Raw genomic sequence first — 20,790 nt, forward strand, 5'->3', positions numbered from 1 at the left:
CATGGCTGCACCAATAATGATCACGCTGCGCTCGCGCCGGCGAGAACTGTGGGACGCGCGCGATGAAGCTCCGACGCAAATTTTGCATCGCATCGTCCGCACATTCCGCTTGAAGCGCAAGGGAAAGCGGCGGATCATGCCGCAATCCAGATTTTGAAGAGCAAAGTCATTCGATCTTTTTCGCCTGCAGCGGCGGCACGACGCATTGCGAGCGCGCATAGCGATACGAAAAAGCGATATCGAGAAGGATCGATTGCATGACCAAGAGGTCCGACAGTGCGGCAGCGCTTGGCGCGTTGCTGTCAGCGGCATTTTCCATTCTCGCATCGGGGGCATTGGCGCAGACGCCGACCGCGGCGCAGCGCAGCGCGATCAAGACCCAGTGCCGATCCGATTACATCGCGCATTGCGCGAGCGTTCCGCCGGGCGGCGCGGCATCGCTGCAATGCCTGCGGAAGAACATCGCAAGTCTTGCGCCCGGCTGCCAGTCAGCCCTGCGCGCGGTCGCGGCGCCGTCTGAGGCCAAGTCTGAGGTCAAGTCCGAAGCAAGATCGGACGCAAAGTCTGAAGCCAAGCCCGAGCCAAGTGCCGAGGCCAAGCCGGACACAGCAGCACCGCCCCCCGCGGAGACGAAGGCCGAGCCGGCCCCTGCGACCACCGCACAACCGGCAGCCCAGCCTGCCGCGAAGACGACGGCGAAGAAGCCGTCGAGCGCGCAAATTGCCGCCGTCCGCAGCGCCTGCCGCGCGGATTATCCGAATGTATGCGCGGGCGTGCCGACCGGCGGCGCGGCCGCCCTGCAATGCCTCGAAAAGAACAAAGCCGCGGTCTCACCCGCCTGCCGGCAGGCTCTCATTGGGCCGAGCAACGGCGCGCCCGCTGCAGCAGCCAATGGGGGCCCTGCTCCAGCAGCAGCCCCTGTCGGGGGACCGGCTGCCCCGAGCGGGATGGTGCTGAGGCCGATGCGGCCGCGCGAGGTGCTGTTTGTGATGCGCTCGGCCTGCGGCGCGGATGTCCGCACGCTCTGCGCCGGCGTCGACCCCGGCGGCGGCCGCATCCTGCAGTGCCTGACGGCAAACGCATCGTCGCTGTCGCCGGCCTGCAAGGGCGTTCTCGCGCGATTTGCCGCGCAGTAGCGCGGGTATCGGGATCGGGCAGGAACACCGCTCGTTCTCTCGGCGATATCCGACGAATAATTTCGCTGGCGCGTTCGGCGCGTCGCGATTATTCTACGGCAAATTGTAAGTATACTGTCAATTGGAGGAAGCGCGTGCGCATTGCCGTGATCGGCGGCGGCCCGGGCGGGCTGTATTTCGCCTATCTCTGGAAGAAGCGTCATCCCGAGGCGCTGGTCGATCTGTTCGAGCAGAACGCGGCCAATGCCACCTGGGGCTTTGGCGTCGTGTTCTCCGAGCAGGCGCTGGACTTCTTGCGTGCCGACGATCCCGACACCGTGGACGCGATCGCGCCGGAGATGGAGAGCTGGAACAACATCACGCTCAATCTCCATGGGCAGAGCGTGGAGATCGACGGCGTCGGCTTCTCCTCGATCGGGCGATTGAAGCTCCTGACCATCCTGCAGGCGCGCGCCCGCGCCGTCGGCGTTACGATGCATTTCGAGACGCAGATCCAATCCCTCGACCGCCTTCAAGGCTATGAGCTGATCGTCGCCGCAGATGGGCTGAACTCGCTGGTACGCCGGGCCTTCGAAGGCGACTTCGGCTTCTCCATTTCCTACTCGACCAACAAATTCGCCTGGTACGGCACCACAAAAAGATTCGAGACGCTCTCGCAGACGTTCGTGCAGACCGAGCGCGGCGCCTTTAATGCCCATCACTATCGCTACGCGCCCGACATGAGCACGTTCCTGGTCGAGTGCGATCATGGGACCTGGCAGGCCTACGGCTTCGCCTACAAGGATACGGAGCAGTCCAAAGCCATCTGCGAGGAGATATTTGCCGAAACGCTCGGGGGCGGGCTCTTACTCTCGAACAAGTCGATGTGGCGCAACTTTCCGTGGGTCTGGAACGAGCGCTGGTTCTACAAGAACGTGGTGCTGATTGGTGATGCCCTGCACACGGCGCATTTTTCCATTGGCTCGGGGACGCGTCTGGCGATCGAGGATGCCATCGCGCTCGCGAAGGCGCTCGACGCGGAAGCGCACGTCTCGACCGCACTCGCGCGCTACCAGGCCGAGCGCAAGCCGATCGTGAAAAAGCTCGTCACGGCAGCACGTACCAGCGCGGATTGGTATGAGCAATTCCGCGAGCACATGAAGCTCGATCCGATGGACTTTGCCTATAGTTACATCACCCGTTCGGGCCGGATCGACGAGGCGCGCCTGCGCGCAATGGCACCACGCTTCTTGGCGGCTTACGAGGCGGAGAAGCGAACGGAAGTGCGCCATGACGCTTGAGATCAAGGATCAGGTGCCGTGCGACGCCCCTGGCGCGCGCGAGATCGGATTTGCGATTCCCGCCCGCTACAATGCGAGCCGCATTCTCTTTGACAACCTGGGCAAAGGCCGGGGCGACGACCTCGCGCTGACCGGTCCGGCGGGCAAACGAACCTATGCCGAACTCTGCGCGGATGCCGCACGGTGGGGACATGGTTTTCTCTCACTGGGACTGAAGCGCGGTGACCGCGTCTTGCTGTTCCTCGACGATACCCCCGCCTATCCTGCAGCCTTTTTCGGCGCCGTGCGCGCGGGCTTCGTTCCGCTCCTGATCAACACGCTGACGCCACCGGATCTCCTGCAGTTCTACCTCGCCGATTCCGGTGCGGCCGTCGCCGTGGCGGACGCGGATTTTGCGTCGCGCTTCAATGGTGAGGCCTGCCGGGACACGGGCTTGCGCACGCTGATCGTAGTCAACGGCGCCATCGGCGAGCATGCGGAGCCGAATGGGATCGCCGCCGAGCCATGGCTGAAGCGGTTTCCCAGCGAGCTTGCGGAAGCCGATACTCATCGCAACGAGATGGCGTTCTGGATGTACTCCTCCGGCTCGACCGGCAGGCCCAAGGGCATCGTGCACCTGCAGCACGATATGGCCTACAGCGACGCTGCCTTTGCCCGCAACGTGCTGCGGCTCAAGCCGAACGATATCTGCATTTCCGTGCCAAAGATCTTCTTCGCCTACGGCTTCGGCAACGCCATCACCTTTCCGTTCTCCGCAGGCGCGGCAACGCTGCTGCTGCCCGGGCAGCCCAAGCCCGCCGCGATCTTCGAGGCAATCGGGCGTTTTCGCCCCACCGTGTTCTTCGGACTGCCGACGCTGTACACCTCGCTGACCAAGGCGGACGGCGCCGCCAAGGCCGACTTCTCCTCGCTACGCATGGCGGTCTCCGCCGCCGAGGTGTTGTCGAGCGAGGTCTTCAACGGCTGGAAGGCGCTGACCGGGCTCGAGATCATCGAAGGGCTGGGGTCGACCGAGGTGCTGCACATCTATCTCTGCAACCGGGCAGACCGGAAGAAGCCCGGCGCGGCGGGCCTGCGCGTGCCCGGTTATGAGATCGCGCTGAGGGACAAGGATGGCCGCGAGGTCGGCGACAATGAGGAAGGAATTTTATGGGTGCGCGGCGACTCCAACACGCCGCTGTACTGGAACAGGCCGGACAAGACCGCGGAGACCGTTCGCGAAGGGGGTTGGATCTACACCGGCGACCGTTTCGTCCGCGACAACGAAGGCTTCCACTTCTTCCGCGGCCGCGCCGATGACCTGATCAAGATTTCCGGGCAATGGGTCTATCCACTCGAGGTCGAACTGTGTCTCGCCGAACATCCCGATGTGCGCGAATGCGCCGTGTTCGCCGCTGAACTGCCGGACCGTCGCATGACCTTGAAGGCGGCGGTGGTGATGAACGTCCGCGGCTACGACGAAGCGGAGACGACCAAGCGGCTGCAGGATTACGTGAAGGCAAAGCTGCTGCCCTACAAATATCCGCGCGAGATTAAATTTCTGGACGAACTGCCGAAGACCGGAACAGGGAAGATCGACCGCCAGGCGGTGATGCGGATGTAGCAACAAACGTCGTCATCGTCCGCGAAGGTGGACGATCCAGGAACCACAGGCGTCAAAAGGTACAGGCGCCGGTGGTTACTGGATCCCCCGCCCGCGCGGGGTATGACGAGCGGAGTTGGCGGCGCCAGCTTTGCCTTCGAGTTCTGGTACTGGCCTGCCCGCCGTCAGAACAGCCTGGCGATTTCGCGCTTCCATCACTCCGCCCGTCCCAAATGCTCCAGCGCGTCTTCAGCGCGCAAGGGCACCCGCGACACTTCGTTGTTGAGGTCGACGAGCTGCGCCAGCAGCCCCATGAGCACCTTGCGGTCGGCGGGCTTGAGCGGCTGCAGCATCCGCGCCTGCGCGCGGTCGACCGAAGGCATGATGTCGCGGAGCAGCTTTGCGCCCGCGCGCGTCAGGTAAAGCAGCTTGACGCGTTTGTCGTGGCTGGCCGGCTTGCGCTCGATCAGGCCTTTCGCCTCCAGACGCTCGATAACACTGCCGAGGGTGGAGCGATCGAAGGCGATCACCGCGGAGAGCCTGGTGGCATCGATGCCGGGATGGGTCTGGATCGCGACCAGTGCGGCATATTGCACGGGCGTGGTGTCGAACGTTCTGCATTCCTCGACGAAGATGGCGACCGCGATCTGCTGCATCCGCCGGAACAGGTAGCCCGGCTTGGCGTAGACCGCGTCCATGGTGAGCGGTGTCGGCTTACTCGGCATCGCTCTGACGCTCCGGTGCGGCATCGACGAAGGCTGACAGCGCCTTTGCCGCGGCCTCGGCCTGGAGCAGGCGCGGAAAGGCGGAGACATCCACGCCGAACCGCCGTGCATTGGCAAGCTGCGGCACCAGGCAGAGATCGGCCATTGTGGGCGAGGCGCCGAAGCAGAACGGACCTGGCTCGGCGGCGATCAGCTTTTCGCACGCGGCGAGGCCCTCACGGTTGGCCCAGGCCGCCCATTCCGTAGCCTTCTCTTCGGCAAGCCCAAGCTGCCGCAACCGCGCCAGCACCTTCAGGTTCTGCACCGGATGGATATCGCAGGCTATGGCCTGCGAGAACGCGCGGATCTTTGCACGGCGCAGCGGATCCTTGGGCAGGAGCGGCGGCTGCGGATGGGTCTCCTCCAGCCATTCGACGATGGCGAGCGACTGCGTGAGGATTTCGCCCGCGTCACCCTCCAGCGTGGGCACGAGGCCTTGCGGATTGAGCGCGAGATAAGCGGGCGCCCGTTGCTCGCCCTTGCGCAAATGATGGGGCAAGTGCTCCGCGTTCAAGCTCTTCAGGTTCAGGGCTATCCTGACCCGGTAGGCCGCGCTGCTGCGGAAATAGCCATGCAGCCTCATCGGAACCTCCCTGACGAATTATGGTTGCAATTGACGCAACCTACATTGTCAGTATGCTGTCAATCAAGTGAAGCAAACAAGATCGGGAGGCCGCCAATGGAAGCCGTGGCGAAGACGCCGGAACGCGAGGCGTTCTACAAGAAGATCGACGGCGAGAATCTTTCCGCGCTCTGGAACGTGATGGGAGATCTGATCACGCCCGAGCCGAAGAGCGCCTGCCGCCCGCATTTGTGGAAATTCGACGCCATCCGCAGCTACATGATGGAGGCGGGCAAGCTGATCACCGCGAAAGAGGCGGAGCGGCGCGTGCTGATCCTGGAAAATCCGGGCCTACGCGGGCAGTCCAGGGTCACCACTTCCTTGTTTGCCGGCATCCAGATGGTAATCCCCGGCGATGTCGCGCCCGCGCACAGGCACAGCCAGTCGGCGTTGCGCTTCATCCTGGAGGGCAAGGGCGCATTCACCGCGGTCGATGGCGAAAAAACGCTGATGGAGCCTGGCGACTTCGTCATCACGCCCTCGATGACCTGGCACGACCACGGCAACGACACCAGCGAGCCGATGTTCTGGCTCGACGGGCTCGACATTCCCATGGTGCAGTTCTTTGACGCCTCATTCGCGGAAGGCGCGAGCGAGGACCGGCAGCAGATCACAAAACCGGCCGGCGATAGTTTTGCGCGCTATGGCCGTAACCTGTTGCCGGTCGACGAGAAGCGGAGCTCAAAGACGTCCCCGATCTTCAATTATCCCTACAGCTATACCCGCGAAGCGCTGGAGCAGGCGAAGAAGCGCGGCGAATGGGACGCTTGCCACGGGCTGAAGCTGAAATTTTCCAATCCCGAGACGGGTGATTTCGCGATGCCGACCATCGGCACCTTCATCCAGCTCCTGCCGAAGAGTTTCAAGACCGCCCGCTATCGCTCGACCGATGCCACTGTGTTCACCGCGATCGAAGGCAAGGGACGCACGCGGATCGGCGAACAGACGTTCGAGTGGGGCCCGCGCGACCTCTTCGTGGTGCCTAGCTGGCACTGGGTGACACATGAAGCCGATGAGGACGCGGTGCTGTTCTCCTTCTCCGACCGTCCGGTGCAGCAGAAGCTGGATCTGTTCCGGGAAGATCGCGGGAATGCGTGACGTTGACCGTCATTCCGGGGCGGTGCGAAGCACCGAACCCGGAAATCTCCAGGTTCGGGGTTCGCCTCTGCGAGGCGCCCTGGAACGACGTTGCGGCTTAACGCCAATGCAGCAGCCGCGCCTCCAACAGGCCGATCAGCTTACCCACCGCCAGCCCGAACACCGACAAAATCAGCACACCGGCCAGCAGCTGATCCGTCTGCATCAGATTGCCGGCCTGCAGCACGAAGGCGCCAATGCCATAATCGGCGCCGATCATCTCCGCGCTCACGACGAGCAGCAGTGCGATGGAGGCGGTGATGCGGAAGCCCGCGAGAATGGAGGGCAGCGCGCCCGGCCAGATTACCCGGCGCACAATGGTCGCAAACGGCACATTGAAGCTCTGGGCCATACTGATCAGGTTGCGCGGCACGGCATCGACGCCGCTATAGACCGATATCGCGGTGGAGAAGAACACGCCTAACGCAATGGTTGCGATCTTGGGCTCCTCGCCGATCCCGAGCCACAGGATCAGGAGCGGCAACAGCGCGATCTTCGGGATTGGAAACAGCGCGGAGATGAAGGTGATGCCGAGACCGCGCGCGAGCGTCGACAGCCCGATCGCAAATCCGACGGCGACGCCCGCGGCAGTGCCGAGCAGCCAACCCGTCCCGATCCGCATCACCGAATAGCCTAAATGATGCCAGAGCGCGCCGGAGAGCGCGAGCTGCGAGAGCGCGCGACCGATGGCGGATGGGGTCGGCAGGAACAGCGGATTAACGAGACCTGCGGAGCCCGCGAGCTGCCAGATCCCGATCACCATCAGCAGCGCGATCCAGCCGCTGTACCGGCTCGTCCCCGGCACGAATCCGGCGCCGCGAAATTCCACCGGTCGGGTCCCGGTCTTGCCGTCGTCTTGCGAAACCCGTGGTGTGGCCCGTTCAAGCATCCTGCACCTCGCGCTCGGCATCGATCGCTTCGTTGCGGATCAGCGCCCACAACTCCGTCTGCAGCGCAACCAGCTTGCCGCGCGCCTCAATGCCGCCGCGCTCGCTGCGTGTCATCGGAATATTGACGACCTCGCGAATCCGGCCCGGGCGGCGCGACAGCACCACGATGCGATCGGCAAGCCGTACGGCTTCCTCCAGATTGTGCGTGACGTAGATCGCGCCCATGGTGCCGTCGGCGAGCAGACGGATGAAGTCCTCCATCAGCAATTCGCGCGTCTGCGAGTCAAGCGCCGACAGCGGCTCGTCCATCAACAGGATCGCCGGCCGCACCGCCAGCGCACGTGCAATGCCGACGCGCTGGCGCATGCCGCCTGACAATTGTTTTGGATAGGTCGCGCGGAAATCGGACAAGCCGGTGCGACGCAACGCATCATCGACGAGCGCGCGGCGCTCGTCAGCGGAAAGCGCCGTATGCAGCAGCGGAAACTCGACGTTGGCCTCCACCGTACCCCATGGCAGCAGCGCAAAATCCTGAAACACGAAGGTCAGCGGATTGAAGCTGTCCGCAGGCGGCGCGCCGCGCAGTTCGGCGGCGCCGGCCGCCGGCCGCAGCAAGCCGCCGAGGATCGAGAGCAGCGTGCTCTTGCCGCACCCGGACGGCCCGACTATCGCCACCACCTCGCCTGCGCCGACAATGAACGAGACGTCGTCGAGCACGGCGAGCGTGCCGAAGCGGTGGGAGACATGGTCGGCGATCAGATCCATCTAGATGCACTCTTTCTGTACCGTCACCCTGAGGAGGCCTCAAAGCGGCCGTCTCGAAGGGCGACGGCCCGGCTGCCGCAGCGGGGCCGCGCATCCTTCGAGGCTCGCTCCGCGAGCGCCTCAGGATGACGGAGCTTCCACGAACACGCCTTTAATCCGGCTTCACAAAATCTTTCGCGATGATCGCCTCGGCATCGAATCCCTTATCGACAAACCCCTGCCCCTGCAGCCATTTGATCTGGTTGTCGACGTTCCTGACGTCGAGCTTGCCGTCCGGATCGATATAGGCGCAATTGCCGACCACCTGATCGAGCGGCAGGTTGGTGTATTTGGCGATGATCTCGAGCAGCGGTTTGGTCTGCTCGTTGATCGGAGCGGCGCCGTCCTTCACGGAGGTCAGGATCACGTCGTGATATTCGCGGTCGGCGCGCTCCAGCGCCGCGAGCAATTTGGCCACCAGCGCCTTGTTGCTCAGTGTCTTGGGCGAGGCGAATATGGCACCTAGCTGCCACGGCGTCTCGTCGCCGACCCAGCCCAGGAGCTTGGCGCCGCCTTCATCCATCAGCTTGCGCGCTGTCGAGGCCGGCAACAGTGCCGCATCGACGGTCTCGCCCTTCAGCGCGGCCGCGGCGTTCGACAGCGATTGCAGCGGCACGATTTTCACCTCGGAGAGCTTGAAGCCATATTTGTCGGCGAGCAGCCCCAGCGAATAGTGGAAGCTGGAGCCGACCTGAGTGACGGCAATGCGCTTGCCCGCGAGATCCTTCGGGGACCTCAAGCCGGCGGCATAGGCCTTGTTGCTGGCGAAATAGCCGATCAGGGGATAGCCTTTCCTCTCGCGGCTCATGCCGCCGATCACCTTGAGCGTGCCCTTGCCGGCCAGATTGTAGAGCCCGGCGGTGAAGGCCGTGATGCCGAAATCGACATCGCCGGACGTGGTGGCCACGGCGATCGGCTGCGCCGCATCGAAGAATTTCAATTCGACGTTCAAGCCGGCATCGCGGAAATAGCCCTTGTCCTGCGCGATGAAGACGGGCGCGGATGATGACAGCCGTAATACGCCGATCGTGGCCTTGAGCGCGTCCTCGGCCCTTGCGAGGCCAGTGCTTGCCAGCACCAAAGACAAAGCGAGCATAGCCCGCGCAAATCCCCTCATCCCGGTTCCTCCGTCGGATACTCTCAATATTCTGCGGGCGCCGCCTGGCCACGCCCGATGAACGCGCCTTCCCTCGCCAACGCCTGCTGCAGCTTCTCTAGCGCAATCTCGCGCGGAAGCGTATGGCCCGAAAGGAATAGACTTGGCGCGAGCCCCAGCCTTGAGAAGTGGCGGAAATTTGAAAATCACATCGCCGGGAGCAGTTCAGAGGCGACGCCCCGCATGACAGATGCGTCTCGCGGCGCGGCCGCGCAGACACTGGCGACCGGCACCTGACGCGCCGGCTCTTGCATGGCCTGCGAGACCGGTCCGGGTTCCCGGATGCCAGGGCGCATCATGTCCGGGCCCGGCTGTTCGAGCAGGCGACCCCGCGCGCAAAACGCACGCGGGGCGCCGCATCAGTGGCGAGGAACGCCGGTCTCTCTACGCCGCGCGGATAGTGTGCAGGAAATCGTCGACGTTGCTCTTTAGCGAAACCGCCTGTTGCTGCAGCGCCGCGGCTGCGGCAAGGGCGGCTTCGGCGCCGGCGTCGGTCTCGCCCGCCACTGCGCGCACGTCACCGATCTCCTGGGTCACGGCCGCCGTTCCATTTGCCGCTTCCTCGACATTGCGCGCGATTTCGCTGGTCGCTGCGCCTTGCTCCTCAACGGCCGAGGCAATCGCTGTGGAGATTTCCGATATCTCGCGGACCGTCGCGCCGAATTGCGTGATGGCCGCCACGGTTTCGCCCGTGGCACTCTGAATTGTCGCAATCTGGCTGGCAATCTGCTCCGTCGCCTGCGCGGTCTGGGAGGCGAGATTCTTCACCTCGCTCGCGACGATCGCAAAGCCTTTCCCGGCCTCACCGGCCCGCGCCGCTTCGATGGTTGCGTTCAGCGCGAGCAGGTTAGTCTGACTCGCAATCGCCTGGATGAGCTGAACGATGGTGCCGATCTTCTCCGCGGCGCTGGACAGGCCGTGGATCAATTCGGAGGTCCGCTGCGTCTCGTGCGTTGCCCGGTTCGAGACCGCGACCGAGCGCTGCACCTGGCTCGATATCTCGCGGATCGAGGCGGCGAGTTCCTGGGTCGCGGAAGCAACGGTCTGAACGTTCACAGATGCCTGCTCGGCGCGCCCCGCAACCGCTTCGGCGAGCCCACGACCGCGTTCGGCCACCCGTGCCAGCTCCTCCGCGCTTTTCCCCATGTCCTGGGCGCGGCCGCCGACGCCGGCGATGACACCTTGCATGCCTTGCTCGAAACGACCGGCCAGCTCGGCCATCATGCGTACGCGATCCGCCTCGGCGGCCTCGCGCTGCCTTGCGGCTTCCTGCTCCATGCGGCGAACGGCCAGAGCATTCTCGCGGAAAACTTCGACGGCACGTGCCATGCGGCCGATCTCGTCACGCGACTCGCCGCCGGGAATGGCCTCGTCGAGTTCTCCCGCAGCCAGCGATTGCATCCGGTCGGTCATGCGGCGGATCGGACCGGACACGCTGGCTCCGATCAGCCATGCCAGCAGGGCGCCCAGAACCAGCGCGCCGCCCGCGCTGACGATCACCGTATGCCGCGTCTCTTCGACCGCCGCGGCGGTCTTTTGTCCTTGTTCCGCGCGCACCGCGCCGAGCTTCTGATTGATCTTGTTGACCTGCTCGTCGATCGCCGCGCTGGCCTTTGCCAAGTCGGCCTGCTTCGCGCGCAAATCGCCGGCAGCCTTGATCACTTCATCCAACGCAGCCGTATCGGCTGTGATCTCGGCTTTGAGCGCAGTGACCAGCGACTTCAGCTTGGCCTCTCCTATACCGGCAATTTCGGATTCGCTGTCGGCGATCGCGGCCTGCGCGTATTGCAATGTCATCTTGGCATCGTCGGCCTCCGACTCCGACAGCGTCGCACCATAGCGCATCAGGGAAATCCGCACCGCGTCCACGGCTCCGGCCAGCCGCATGGGGTGGAACAGCCGTTCCGGATCGGACCGGTTGACGAGGGCGAGCTGGATGCCGCCGGCGTCAAGCCCAGCGGCGGCGCCATGCGCGTCGGTCTTGGTCATGGCGGCGCGCAGCCGGTCGACGGCGCCGGCTGCAGCGGCAAAGGATGATCGATAGGTTTCCAGCGCGCTCCGGACTGGACCCGCGCCATCGGCGATTGCCTGCAACTTGCCGAACTGCCGGTCGACCTGATCGGCCAGTTGCCCGACGCCTTCGATCGCCTTGGTGGCGGCGTCCTTGTCGCCGACATTGCCGGTTCGAATGAATTTCTCCACGGCGCCGTTGGCGCTGAGCAGCGCGGCGCGCACCTGCGACATGCCGGCGTCGCCGGCGGCGCTTGTGATGAGCTCGTTGACCGTCCCGCCGATCCCTTCAACCTGAACCATGGCGAAGCCGGCGAGAAGAACGAGGAAGCTCAGGACCAGCGCGAACCCGCCAAAAACTCGCGGGCGGATGCCGATCCAGGACAGCATGGAAGACAGTTTCATTGGATTTCCGAAATTTCTTAACGAGTGGACCGAATGGCGGCGAGCAGATCCTTGCCGAAGCGCTTCTCGAACTCCGGCTCGAGCGGCTTGAGCGCATCGATGAAAGGCTGGCGATCGACCTTGTCGATGACATCCATGCCGGCGCGGCGCAGTTGTTCGAGCTTTTCCGCGTCAAGCTGCGACTGCCAGGTTGCCTCGGCTCCCGCCTTTGCGGCGGCGATCAGCGCCTCCTGATCGCTCGGATCGAGCTGTTCGAACATTGCACGGTTTGCGACAAAGGCGATGGGCGCAAAGAAATGGTCGCTGAGGGTCAGGTATTTCTGGACTTCGTTGAACCGGCTGGCGGCCATGGTCGACGGCGGATTTTCCTGGCCGTCAAGGCGTCCGTCCTTCAGCGCCGCATAGACCAGCGGAAATTCCATCGGTACCACTTCCGCGCCCAGCGCCTTGAAGGTCATCTGATAGATCGGGTTCGGGATCACACGGAATTTGAGCCCCTTCAGGTCATCGGGCGAGCGAATTGGTCGCTTGGAGTTGGTGATGTCGCGAAAACCTTGCTTGCCAAGCGCCAGCAGCACCAAGCCTTTATCGGCGAATTTGGCGGCGATCGCCGCGCCAACCGGGCCTTGCATAACCGCCTTGGCGTGAGCGACGTCGCGAAACAGGAAGGGAATGTCGAACACGCCCATCTCGGGAATAGCCCCGCTGACCACGCCGCCGGAGAGGACCGCGACATCGACAGCGCCCGAGCGGGTCGCGGCAAGAATGGCATTCTCGCTGCCGAGTGCGCCGCCCACGCGCTCATCGAGGATGATGCGCTTGCCGGCGAGCGCTTGCAGCTTTTGACGCAAGGTGTCAGAGCCGACCTGCTGCGGATTCTGCAGGTGTGAATTGAAGGCCAGCGACACCATCCGGGGTGAAGCGACCACCGGCTGAAGCGATAGCAGCGCCGACGCTGCAACCATTGACCCAACTATCCAAAATCCTCGTATCTGTCTGCGCATGACCCACCGCTGCGTTGGCTTTGGCGCAGGCCTAGCAAAGATTTATGGTTAAGGTCTTAAGATCGCTCCGTTCAGGTTGCATCCATCGATAAGCGCCCGATCAGATACCGGGCCCACGGGTCCCGGATGTCAGCGGCCATGCCGCCAATCGGCGGCGCGTTTCTCGGCGAAGGAGGCAAGGCCCTCCTTTGCCTCCGCCGACTGGCGCTTGGCCGCATGCATTCGCACCAGACGCGCATAGGCCGCGTCGTCGACATCCATACCGCCGAACGAGCTTTCCATCGCCTGCGCCTTGGTTTCCGCCAGGGCTTCGGGGGCGTTGGCGAGCAATTGCTCCACGACCTTGGCGCCGGCGGCCTCCAGCTCATTCAGCGGCACCACCTCGTGCACCAGACCGATGCGACGGGCATCTTGCGCGCTGAACCGTTCGCCGGTCAGCGCATAACGGCGGACCTGGCGGACGCCGACGGCGTCACATAGTTGCGGGATGATGATCGCAGCGGTCAGTCCCCAGCGGACCTCCGTGATCGAGAACACGGCGTTGTCAGCCGCGATGACGACGTCGCAGGCGGCAACCACGCCGGTGCCGCCACCGAAACATCCGCCTTGCACCAGCGCCACCGTCGGGATCGGCAGCCTGTTCAACCGCTGCACGGCTTCGAACGTCGCTTGCGAGGCCGCCTCGTTGGCGGCGGGCGATTGCATTCTCACGCTGTTGATCCATTTCAGGTCGGCGCCGGCCTGAAAATGCTTGCCATGGCCTTTCAGAACCACCACCCGAAGCTGCGGCTGCCTACCGAGCTCATCCATCGCCTTGAGCAGACCCTGAATGAGGCCGGCGTCATAGGCATTATTCACCTCGGGGCGGTTCAACGTGACGGTTGCGACCCCGCGCTCATCAAGGCTCCACAAGACCGGGCTGTCAGACATTCATGATCCTTTCACGTCGAAACGGCCGCCATTACTCCGCCGAAAAGCGTCATGAGCAGCATGTGGCATTTCGACTGGGGCGGCAAGCCGTCCGGTCGGCACACGGCCCTGCGACCCATTGCGCCGCGGATTGGCTTTGTGGAAACTGGGCTCGCCATTATGAAGCGTGGACTCGATCCCGATGCGGCTATGCATTTTCGGCGCGGGCGCCGTCGGCAGTCATTTTGCGGTGCGGCTCGCGCTGGCGGGCCACGACGTCGCCTGCGTCATGCGCGGGCCGCACCTAAAGGCAGTGGGGACGAACGGCCTTGCGCTGCGCGTTGGCGAGGCCGAGCTTCGCGCAAACGTGACCGCCTCCGACGATCCGGCGGCACTCGGGCCTCAGGATCTCGTGATCAGCACGCTGAAAGCAACCGCCGTCGGCAGCCTCGCCGAGGGACTGCGCCCCTTGCTCGGCGATGACACGGCGGTCGTGCTTGCGCAGAACGGCATTCCCTGGTGGTACGATCTCGGCCTGCCCCCGGATCATCCGCCGCCGCCCGACCTTTCCTTCCTCGACCCAGGCGGACGGCTGCGGGCCGCGATCCCGAAACAGCGGATCATTGGCGGCGTGATCTTTTCCTCGAACGAGGTGATCGCGCCCGGCGTGGTCGAAAATCTCTCACCCGACCGCAACCGCCTGTTGGTCGGCGAATGCGACGATCGTGCCAGCGCCCGCATCACTGAGCTGCGCTCGACGTTTGAGGCCGCGGCAATCGAATCGCCGCCTGTGAGAGAGATCAGGGAGGCAATCTGGTCGAAGCTTCTCACCAACATGTCGCTATCGGTGCTGTGCCTCCTGACCGGGCAGACCGCACGCGCGGTGCGCGATGATCCGGCGATGCAGGACGTGATCCCGCGCCTGCTCGAGGAAGCGAACCAGATCGCGCAAAACTACGTCCCCAATGTCAAGCGCGTGACGCGAAGCGGACCCGCGCCTAATCACAAGCCATCCATCTTGCAGGATTACGAGCTCGGCCGTCCGATGGAAATCGATGCGCTGGTGCGCGCGCCCGCCGCCTTTGCGAGAGCGGCGGGGCTATCCACGCCCTCGTTCGACCTGCTGGCGGCGCTTGCAATCCAGAAGGCGCGGGACAAGGGGCTGTACGGCGTCTGAGTAATCGCCCCGATGTCGTCGCTCGTCTCCTCGCCGGATCAATCGCGCTTCAGCGCTGTTTTCCCGCTCCATCCGGCAAACGCATCCAGCACCTCATCCATCACTTCGGCATCATTACGCCCCGAACGTGCCGGCACGTGAAAGGAATGGTCGGCACCTTCGACGAGATGGAGCGAGGCGCGCGCGCCGAGGCCTTGGACAACGCCTCTGAGCAGGTCGAGCTCCGCGAGCTTGTCGCGTGTGCCCTGCAGAAACAGCAGGGGGATGTGAACATCCGCAAGGTGCGCCGCCCGCTCGTCGGACGGCTTGCCGGCCGGATGCAGCGGAAAGCCGAAGAAGGCCAGGCCGGCCACGCCGGCAAGCGCGCTCTTTGCCTGCGCCTGCGAGGTCATGCGCCCGCCGAAGGATTTGCCGCCCGCGATCAGCGGCAGCCCCGGACAGGCGCGCGCCGCCGTTTCGACCGCAGCGCGCACGCTCGTCTGCGCAAGCGCAGGCGGATCGGGCCGCTTGCTGGCCCTTTCCATATAGGGGAATTGGTAGCGCAACGTCGCGATGTCACGGGCGGCAAGTCCTGCGGCGACGGCTTCCATAAAGGGGTGCGTCATGCCGGCGCCAGCGCCATGGGCGAACACGAAGCAGGTGTGCGGCTCCGCCGGGCGCGTGAGAAGCGCGGAAACGGAGGCCGACTTGCCGACATCGATCGTGAGCTGCTCGTTCATGCAGCCCAGGCTATCAGAACAACAGCACGCCGTCGTCGGCTTCGCTGCTACTAACAGTCTGCGCCGGCGCCTTGGGCGTGAGGCCAAAACCCTTCAAGAATTCGCGATGTACGTCGCGCTCGCGCTCCATGGTGTAGCGGGCGAAGAGATCGCCAAGAACGGCTTCATCGCCTGCCGAGAGCGCCGCCTTGTGTGCCGTGATGGCGGCAGCTTCCAGCCGGGTCGCCACGGCCGGCAAGGACGCGGCGCCCTTGCCGAGCTCGGTCATTAGATTCGAGGCGGAGGTCATCAGGCCTTCAAATTCGGCCCCCTCCTCGGCCAGCCGGCTGATCAGGCCGCCGAGCCGCGCGTTGCCCGCTTCGACTTCGCGCAAGGCATGCAGGATCGACGGTTCGAGGTTGGCCAGTTGCGCGGGATCGCCGTGGACGCGAAGCCCCCTGAGCTCGTTCGCCGATGTCTCGATCCCGTCCAGCGCGGGCTTGAGGCGCGCGGCTCCGATGGAGACGTGATCGGCAGTCGCCTTGAGTTCATTGGCAATCACGACAAAGGCGTTGCCTTTGCTGCCGAGATGGCTGGCCCTAAGCGAGGCATTCATGCCGATCAGCGTGATGTCGACGACGGCTTCGGACAGCCCGGCGATCGCGTTGCGAAACTTGCCGAGCGTATCCTCCACCACCGTCAAGGCATCGTCGACGGACTTGCCCGCGCTCTCACAGGTCGCGATCAGCGTCGAGGCTTGTGCCAGGATCTCCTTGATGCGGGCCAGGAACGACGAGGAGTCGCTGCTCTCACCGCCATAGAGCGAGCGTCCCTGGCCGACGACGGCGACCGCATCGCCGAGGATGGCCGACAAAGCGCGCACGATCTCGCCGATATCGTGGTCCAATTCGCGCTGAGCGTCCTTGAGCTGCATGGCCTGGAGCCGGCAGAGGAGGCCTGCATTTGACGCCTCGGTGGCAGCTGGCGGCATCAGGCCCGGCGCCGTATCGCCGGCAACGCCAAGCCCGTGGCAGATATGTTCCAGGCGCTGGCGCGCGCTGTCGCCGGCCTGAAGCGAGATGATCGATCGCCCGACCGCCTCGGCGATCTTCCTGGTGCTTGCGCCTGCGAGCTCGGCCAGATTTACGCTCTTGTTGCGCTGCTCCCGCATGCCTGAATAGGCGGAGATCAGATCGCCGCCCGCCGAAAGCAGTTGCGCCTTATAACGCTGTTCAAAATCCTTTTGCCGGTTAAGCGCGGTGACGACCGCCTTGGACAACAGATCCTGATCGCGCGCGCATGTTTCCAGCGACTGCTGCACCGCCCTGGCGAGTTCGTGGGCTTCCTGTGTGAAGGCGAGAAAGCCCTCCCGATCCCGCGCCAGGGAGGCTGCTTCGATCTTGGCGCTGCGGGCAATGATCGAGATCATCTGCACGTCCTTGAACAGCGGCTTGAGCAGCTCGGAAGCCTCGTTGGCGGCCTTGCCGAGACGACCCAACAGAGCACTTTCCGCCGGCAGCGCCTCCGCCAGTCCGTTCAGCCGCTTTGCAACCTCGTGAAGAGCTTCCGAGGCGCCCTCGATCTGCGCGCTGGAGAGTTCTTCGGACAGCGCGCTCAAGGCCTGATTCAAGTTCTGAAAGATCGCGTGCCCGCGACCTAGCTGATCACCCGCCTCGGCAAAAGTCTCCTCGATGCGCGAGGAGACGTCCTCGATCGATCGGATCGCGACGCTGATCGCGTCTGGCTGGACGGGGGCCAACATCCTTCGGCTCAAGCCATCAAGGCGGGCTGCCCCGCTTGGTACCAAAGCATGATCTCGCGCGGGATCTGGCTGAGCGAAACGACCTTTTCCGCCGCGCCCAACGCGATCGCCTCTTTCGGCATACCGAACACGACGCAGCTCTCTTCATCCTGCGCGCGCGTCGCGGCGCCGAGCTTGCGCATCTCGAGCAGCCCGCGCGCGCCGTCGTCCCCCATGCCGGTCATGATAATGCCGAGCGCGTTGCAGCCGGCATATTGCGCGGCCGAGCGGAACAGCACGTCGGCCGAGGGCCGATGCCGCGATACCGGCGGTCCGTCCTTGATCGCGATGTGATAGCGCAAGCCGGTCCGTTGCAGCAGCATGTGCCGTGCCCCGGGCGCGATATAGGCGTGGCCCGGCTGCACCGGCTCGCCGTCTTCCGCCTCCTTCACGCTGATCTCGCAGACGCCGTTGAGCCGCCGCGCAAAGGCGGCGGTAAAGCCCTGCGGCATGTGCTGCACGATCAGTATGCCAGGACAATGGGACGGCAACACCTCGAGCACGTCGTTCAAGGCCTCGGTCCCGCCGGTCGACACGCCGATGCAGACGATGCGCTCGGTCACGGGCCGGGACCGCCCCTGCACAGGCGGCGGTATGATGGCATCGGCGGTGAGTTTCTTCTCCACAGGCGCGCGCCTCGCAAGACGCGGCCGCACCCGGGCGCGCGCCGCCGATTTGACGGCGTCGCGCAACCGCCCCGAGGATTCAAGCAGCGCCTGGCGGGTATCAATGCGCGGCTTGGGAACGATATCCACCGCACCGGCCTCGAACGCCTGGAACATCAGGTCCGAGCCCTCTTCCGTCAGCGAGGAGCAGATGATCACCGGGATCGGATGCTGCGCCATGATCTTGCGGAGAAAGGTGATGCCGTCCATACGCGGCATTTCGATATCGAGAAGGATGACATCAGGCAATTCGTTCTGCAGCCGGCGGGCCGCCGCATAGGGATCGGATGCGGTCCCCATGACCTCGATATCGGGATCTTCCGAAAGGATCGTCGTCAGGATTTGGCGCACCGACGCCGAATCATCCACGATCAGCACACGCACTTTCTTTTCGAGCATGGCTGCGCTCCGTTCTAGACCCGAAAGATCGTCGGCTGAACCTGTTTCAGCCCCGGCACGACGCTGTGAACCATCGATTCCGAGTGCCCGACCATCAGGTAGCCTCCGGGCCTCAAATGCGCGCATAGCTGCTCGACGACTTTGCGCTGGGTCTCCCGTTCAAAATAGATCAATACATTGCGACAGAAGATGATGTCGACATCGCGATCGACCGGATATTTGGAATCCATCAGATTCATGCGCATGAAATTCGTGCGCCGGCGGAGTTCCGGGACGATACGCACCTCATCGCTCGCGCGATCCTTCGCCGACAGAAAATAGCGCTTGGTGAAGGCAGGAGGCACCGGCTCCAGCGTATCGCGCGTGTAAATCGCGGTCTTGGCCAGGCGCAGCACGGCCGTGGAGATATCCGTGCCGAGGATCCGAAACTGGAATCGCGAGCCGGTCCTCGTCATGTCGTCGAGAACCATGGCGGTGCTGTAGGCTTCCATTCCGGTCGAGCAGGCCGCGCTCCAGATCTTCAGGTCACCGCGACCCCGCGGCTTCAGGAGCTCGGGAACGGCGACCTCCCTCATGAAGGTGAAGTGCGACGGCTCACGAAAGAAGTCGGTCTTGTTGGTGGTCACGACATCGATCAGATGCGTGAGCTCCCCGTCGAGCTGACCGGCCTCGAACAAGGTCTCGACATATTCGTTGAGGCCGGCGTAGTTGAGCGCGCGGACACGCTTGTGCAGCCGCCCCTCCAGCATCAGGCGTTTGCCGGCTGGCAACTTGATCCCGACCTGCCCTTCGATCAGTTTGGCGATCGTGCGGAAATGCCGGTCGGACAGGTGCAGCGGACTTTCCAGCATATCCAAAGCCATGGCGCTCACGCGGCGACAGGCGCGTCGACTTGCGTCTCCTGCCCTGCCGGCATGCCCTCATGCGCCATCAGGCGCGCGAGATCGAAGATGATGACGAATTTGTCGGCCTTGCGCCCGATGCCTGCGATGTAATCGGACTGCCAGCGCCCGCCGACCGACGGTACCGGCTCCATCGAGCTCTCGTCGATGTCGGTGACTTCGTAGACGCAATCCGCGACGAAGCCGACGCCAACCACGCGGTCACCGATCGGCACGTCGAGAATGATGATGCGGGTGGCATCCGTCGCCGGCACGCTCGGCAGATCCAGTTTCAATCGCAAGTCGACGATCGGATAGCCGCTGCCGCGCACGTCGATCATGCCGAGCAGGAAGTGCGGAGCGTGGGGCAATTTCGAGATCGGCCGCATGTCCAGGATCTCGCGGACATTGCGGATGCCGATGCCGAACGTCTCGCCTGCGAGACCAAGCGTTAGGTATTGCGCTGTTTCGGCCATGTTGCCGTCCTTGAGAGGTTTTGATTGGCGCGGCCCAACTACGCCGCGCCAATCTTGTTATGTTTATCAGCGTTGGAAATCTGCATCGCGATCGTCGCCGCCATCATCCATGGCGAAGGCAAAGCCGCCGCCGCTTGCCGCCTTGGCGGCACGGGCCGGCCTGGCTGTGACAGGTTTTCTTGCGCCGCGATCGGCCGCGGCCATGGTCTGGGCCTTGGCGCGAAGCTGGCCGACCGCGCGATCGATCGGCGCAGGCGCATCCAGCTTGGTCTTGGCTGCGTTCTGATCGATGCGGAAATAAGCGATTGTCGCCTGCAATTGCTCGGCTTGCGAGGCGAGCTCTTCGGAGGTGGAGGACACCTGCTCGGAGGCGCTGGCGTTCTGCTGGCCGACCTTGTCGAGCTGCTGGATCGCCTGGTTGATCTGCGCCGAGCCGACATCCTGCTCGCGGCANGCGGCGGTGATCTCTTCGACCAGCTCNGCCGTCTTCTTGATGTCGGGCACCAGCTTCGACAACATGGCGCCNGCCTCCTGCGCGACCTTGACGGTTTCGGTCGAGAGCGTGCCGATCTCGGCCGCGGCCGCCTGGCTGCGCTCGGCGAGCTTGCGCACCTCGGAGGCCACCACCGCAAAGCCCTTGCCATGCTCGCCGGCGCGCGCGGCCTCGACCGCGGCATTGAGCGCGAGCAGGTCGGTCTGGCGGGCGATCTCCTGCACGATGGTGATCTTCTCCGCGATCGTCTGCATCGCCTGCACCGCGCGGCCCACNGCGGCGCCGCTCGCCTCGGCATCCTTGGCNGANTGCGCGGCGATCTTNTCGGTCTGGCTGGCGTTCTCGGCNTTCTGCTTCACGTTGGCGGCCATCTCCTCCATCGAGGAGGAGGCCTCTTCCGCCGAGGAGGCCTGCTCGGTCGCGCCCTGCGAGAGCTGCTCGGCGCTGGCCGAGAGCTCCTGGCTGCCGGCCGAGACGTTCTGCGCCGCGGTCAGGGCTTCG

Annotated in this window: 20 protein-coding genes; 6 read left to right on the forward strand and 14 right to left on the reverse strand. The window is 64.3% G+C overall.

Annotation, left to right across the window (positions count from 1 at the left end; all coding sequences use genetic code 11):
- Positions 1-16 precede the first annotated feature (16 nt).
- The 4 genes from F758_RS49660 to F758_RS0119185 all read left to right on the forward strand — a co-directional run bounded on the left by F758_RS49660 (position 17) and on the right by F758_RS0119185 (position 4,019).
- The gene (locus F758_RS49660) at positions 17-157 is read left to right on the forward strand and encodes a hypothetical protein (protein WP_157450073.1); all 141 of its coding nucleotides are present in this window, start codon (positions 17-19) and stop codon (positions 155-157) included.
- Positions 158-257: 100 nt separating this feature from the next.
- Positions 258-1,136, forward strand: a complete 879-nt coding sequence (locus F758_RS0119175; protein WP_024509384.1) for a hypothetical protein — start codon at positions 258-260, stop codon at positions 1,134-1,136.
- Between the two features lie 134 nt (positions 1,137-1,270).
- Positions 1,271-2,416 carry an FAD-dependent monooxygenase gene (locus F758_RS0119180; protein ID WP_024509385.1) on the forward strand — a complete coding sequence of 382 codons (1,146 nt, stop codon included), beginning with the start codon at positions 1,271-1,273 and terminating at the stop codon, positions 2,414-2,416.
- A complete protein-coding gene (locus F758_RS0119185; RefSeq protein WP_024509386.1) occupies positions 2,406-4,019 on the forward strand; it encodes a benzoate-CoA ligase family protein in 1,614 nt (537 codons plus the stop codon). Before F758_RS0119180 ends, F758_RS0119185 begins: the two co-directional genes overlap by 11 nt.
- 194 nt (positions 4,020-4,213) lie before the next feature.
- Here the strand turns inward: F758_RS0119185 and F758_RS0119190 are convergent, their stop codons facing one another.
- Both F758_RS0119190 and maiA read right to left on the reverse strand, forming a co-directional pair.
- Positions 4,214-4,723, reverse strand: coding sequence for a MarR family winged helix-turn-helix transcriptional regulator (locus F758_RS0119190; protein WP_024509387.1), 510 nt, complete (start codon positions 4,721-4,723; stop codon positions 4,214-4,216).
- Positions 4,713-5,345, reverse strand: coding sequence for a maleylacetoacetate isomerase (gene maiA / locus F758_RS0119195; RefSeq protein WP_024509388.1), 633 nt, complete (start codon positions 5,343-5,345; stop codon positions 4,713-4,715). The genes F758_RS0119190 and maiA overlap by 11 nt, the downstream gene beginning before the upstream one ends.
- Before the next feature lie 96 nt (positions 5,346-5,441).
- Here maiA and gtdA point away from each other — a divergent pair, with 96 nt between their 5' ends.
- On the forward strand, positions 5,442-6,482 hold the full coding sequence (gtdA, locus tag F758_RS0119200; RefSeq protein ID WP_024509389.1) for a gentisate 1,2-dioxygenase: 1,041 nt from the start codon (positions 5,442-5,444) through the stop codon (positions 6,480-6,482).
- Between the two features lie 97 nt (positions 6,483-6,579).
- On the opposite strand, the gene F758_RS0119205 is transcribed toward gtdA, so the two are convergent.
- The 6 genes from F758_RS0119205 to F758_RS0119230 form a co-directional block, all read right to left on the reverse strand.
- Positions 6,580-7,410 carry an ABC transporter permease gene (locus F758_RS0119205; protein WP_024509390.1) on the reverse strand — a complete coding sequence of 277 codons (831 nt, stop codon included), beginning with the start codon at positions 7,408-7,410 and terminating at the stop codon, positions 6,580-6,582.
- A complete protein-coding gene (locus F758_RS0119210) occupies positions 7,403-8,176 on the reverse strand; it encodes an ABC transporter ATP-binding protein (protein ID WP_024509391.1) in 774 nt (257 codons plus the stop codon). Before F758_RS0119210 ends, F758_RS0119205 begins: the two co-directional genes overlap by 8 nt.
- 151 nt (positions 8,177-8,327) lie before the next feature.
- Positions 8,328-9,332, reverse strand: a complete 1,005-nt coding sequence (locus F758_RS0119215) for an ABC transporter substrate-binding protein (RefSeq protein ID WP_024509392.1) — start codon at positions 9,330-9,332, stop codon at positions 8,328-8,330.
- A 423-nt stretch (positions 9,333-9,755) separates the two neighbouring features.
- Positions 9,756-11,786, reverse strand: a complete 2,031-nt coding sequence (locus F758_RS0119220) for a methyl-accepting chemotaxis protein (protein WP_035722430.1) — start codon at positions 11,784-11,786, stop codon at positions 9,756-9,758.
- A 17-nt stretch (positions 11,787-11,803) separates the two neighbouring features.
- Positions 11,804-12,790, reverse strand: a complete 987-nt coding sequence (locus F758_RS0119225) for a TRAP transporter substrate-binding protein (protein ID WP_024509394.1) — start codon at positions 12,788-12,790, stop codon at positions 11,804-11,806.
- A 129-nt stretch (positions 12,791-12,919) separates the two neighbouring features.
- Positions 12,920-13,720, reverse strand: a complete 801-nt coding sequence (locus tag F758_RS0119230; protein ID WP_024509395.1) for an enoyl-CoA hydratase-related protein — start codon at positions 13,718-13,720, stop codon at positions 12,920-12,922.
- 181 nt (positions 13,721-13,901) lie between these two features.
- Between F758_RS0119230 and F758_RS0119235 the strand changes: the two genes are divergently transcribed.
- Positions 13,902-14,876 (forward strand): 2-dehydropantoate 2-reductase, encoded by a 975-nt coding sequence (locus F758_RS0119235; RefSeq protein WP_024509396.1) that lies wholly within the window; start codon positions 13,902-13,904, stop codon positions 14,874-14,876.
- A 38-nt stretch (positions 14,877-14,914) separates the two neighbouring features.
- Here the strand turns inward: F758_RS0119235 and F758_RS0119240 are convergent, their stop codons facing one another.
- The 6 genes from F758_RS0119240 to F758_RS0119265 all read right to left on the reverse strand — a co-directional run.
- Positions 14,915-15,595: an alpha/beta hydrolase family protein gene (locus F758_RS0119240; protein ID WP_024509397.1), complete on the reverse strand. Its 681-nt coding sequence runs from the start codon at positions 15,593-15,595 to the stop codon at positions 14,915-14,917.
- Positions 15,596-15,608: 13 nt separating this feature from the next.
- Positions 15,609-17,336, reverse strand: a complete 1,728-nt coding sequence (locus tag F758_RS0119245) for a hypothetical protein (protein ID WP_024509398.1) — start codon at positions 17,334-17,336, stop codon at positions 15,609-15,611.
- Between the two features lie 8 nt (positions 17,337-17,344).
- Positions 17,345-18,439, reverse strand: a complete 1,095-nt coding sequence (locus F758_RS0119250) for a protein-glutamate methylesterase/protein-glutamine glutaminase (RefSeq protein WP_024509399.1) — start codon at positions 18,437-18,439, stop codon at positions 17,345-17,347.
- A 14-nt stretch (positions 18,440-18,453) separates the two neighbouring features.
- Entirely contained in the window at positions 18,454-19,302 is an 849-nt protein-coding gene (locus F758_RS0119255; RefSeq protein ID WP_024509400.1) for a CheR family methyltransferase, read from the reverse strand.
- Positions 19,303-19,307: 5 nt separating this feature from the next.
- Positions 19,308-19,796: a chemotaxis protein CheW gene (locus tag F758_RS0119260; protein ID WP_024509401.1), complete on the reverse strand. Its 489-nt coding sequence runs from the start codon at positions 19,794-19,796 to the stop codon at positions 19,308-19,310.
- A 66-nt stretch (positions 19,797-19,862) separates the two neighbouring features.
- The coding region (locus tag F758_RS0119265) for a methyl-accepting chemotaxis protein (RefSeq protein ID WP_024509402.1) at positions 19,863-20,790 on the reverse strand (928 nt) is incomplete at its 5' end.

This window comes from Bradyrhizobium sp. ARR65, assembly GCF_000472385.1.
GTDB lineage: Bacteria > Pseudomonadota > Alphaproteobacteria > Rhizobiales > Xanthobacteraceae > Bradyrhizobium.